Genomic DNA, 2,129 nt, shown 5'->3' on the forward strand with positions numbered 1-2,129 from the left:
TTGACGTCGCGGGAGGACGTGGCGTTCGGTGCGACGGTGTCGGGGCGGCCGCCGCAGATCGACGGGGTGGAGTCGATGGTGGGGTTGTTCGTGAACACGGTGCCGGTGCGGGTGCGGTGGGGCGCCGGGGTGTCGTTGGGGGAGTTGGTCGATCGCGTGCAGGCGGAGCAGGCGGGGTTGCTCGATCATCACTATGTCGGGTTGTCGGATGTGCAGCGGGTGGCGGGGCCGGGTGCGGTGTTCGACACGATGACGGTGTTCGAGTCGTATCCGGTCGATCGTGGGGGGTTGACGGCGGAGACGGACATCGCGGGGATGCGGGTGGTGGATGTCTCGGGCGTGGATGCGGCGCATTATCCGATGGGTTTGGTTGCGCACGTGGACGATCGGCTGCACCTGAAGATCAAGTATCTCCCTGATCTCTTCGGCCACGGTGAGGTCGCCGCGATCCTCGACCGCGTGCGTCACATCATCGAATCGCTTGTCGTGCAGTCCAATACACCCATCGACCGGTTCTCACTGCTCGACGACGCCGAGCGCGCCGAACTGGTACCGGTCGCGGGTGGATCGCCGATTCTCGGCGTGACGTTGCCCGACATCCTGGTCGCGTCGGCCGCAGCGGATCCGGACGCGGTCGCGGTAGTCGCGGGGGAGCATCGGCTGACCTACCGTGAGCTCGACGAGCAATCGAATCGTATGGCGCGGAAGCTGATCCGATACGGTATCGGACCGGAGGCGGCGGTCGCGATCGCGGTACCGCGGTCGGTGGAGTCGGTGCTGGCGGTGTGGGCGGTCGCGAAGACCGGAGCGGCCTTCCTTCCCGTCGACCCGAACTATCCCGCATCGCGGATCGAGCACATGATCACGGATTCGGCTGTGACGGTCGGGTTCACGACTGCCGATGCGCGCGATTCGTTGCCGGCAACAGTCATGTGGCTGAACCTGGACGACCCGTACGAACAGGCGTCGCCCGATCGCGTGACCGATGCGGATCGCGTGTGCCCACTGCGGATGGAGAATCCCGCGTACGTGATCTACACGTCCGGGTCGACGGGTGTGCCCAAGGGTGTGACCGTCACGCACGCGGGCCTGGTGAACCTGGTCGCCGAACAGCGTGCTCGGTTCGGGCTCGGTCCGGATTCTCGGGTGCTGCACGCAGCGTCGCCGAGTTTCGACGCGGCGGTGCTGGAAATGTTGTGGGCCTTCGGATCCGGTGCTTGTCTGGTGATCTCCCCGCCCGGGGTGTTCGGCGGGTGTGAGCTCGCAGACGTGCTGGTGCGTGAGCAGGTCACGCACGCGGCACTGACTCCCGCGGCGCTGGGCACGGTGGATCCGATCGGACTCGACCGGTTGGGCACGGTGATCGTCGGCGGCGAGGCCTGCCCGCCGGAGCTGGTGGCACGGTGGGCGCCGGGCCGGACCATGGTGAACACCTACGGCCCGGCGGAGACGACGATCCAGTCCAACGCCGGCCGGCCGCTCACTGCGGGAGAACCCGTCACGATCGGCCGCCCGATCCGCGGCTTCGCCGAGCTCGTCCTCGACGACCGGCTGCGGCCGGTGCCCGTCGGGGTGGTGGGGGAGCTGTATCTGTCCGGTCCGGGGCTGGCCCGCGGCTACCGCAATCGTCCCGGATTGTCGGCGGCACGGTTCGTCGCCGCACCGGACGGGCAGCGCATGTACCGCACCGGCGATCTGGCGCGGTGGCGTCGCCGCGACGACGGGACGCTCGAACTCGACTACGTCGGCCGCTCCGACCAGCAGGTGAAGGTCCGCGGCTTCCGCATCGAACTCGGCGAGATCGAATCCGCGCTGCGGGCGTGCGACGGTGTCGAGCAGGCGGTGGCGAGTGTCCATCGCGGTGCGGTGGATCGGCTCGTCGGATACGTGGTGCCCGAATCCGGCGCCGAGCTGGATCCGGTGGCGGTGCTGGCGCAGGTAGGGACGCGGCTGGCGCCGCACATGGTGCCGGCGACGGTGTCGATCCTCGATGCGGTGCCGGTGACGGCGAACGGGAAGGTGGATCGGGCGGCGTTGCCGGAACCGGACTTCCGTTCGGGTGCGGCGGAGTTCCGGGCACCGGCCTCGGAGACGGAGGCGGTGCTGGCGGAGTTGTTCGCCGAGGTGCT

Annotated in this window: 1 protein-coding gene; it reads left to right on the top strand. The window is 68.8% G+C overall.

Annotation, left to right across the window (positions count from 1 at the left end; all coding sequences use genetic code 11):
* Positions 1 to 36 precede the first annotated feature (36 nt).
* Positions 37 to 2,129: amino acid adenylation domain-containing protein (locus I0Q12_RS18765; RefSeq protein WP_307846345.1), on the top strand; the 2,093-nt coding region annotated here is incomplete at its 3' end.

Origin of the sequence: Rhodococcus sp. CX (genome assembly GCF_015865005.1) — a bacterium.
GTDB lineage: Bacteria > Actinomycetota > Actinomycetes > Mycobacteriales > Mycobacteriaceae > Rhodococcus.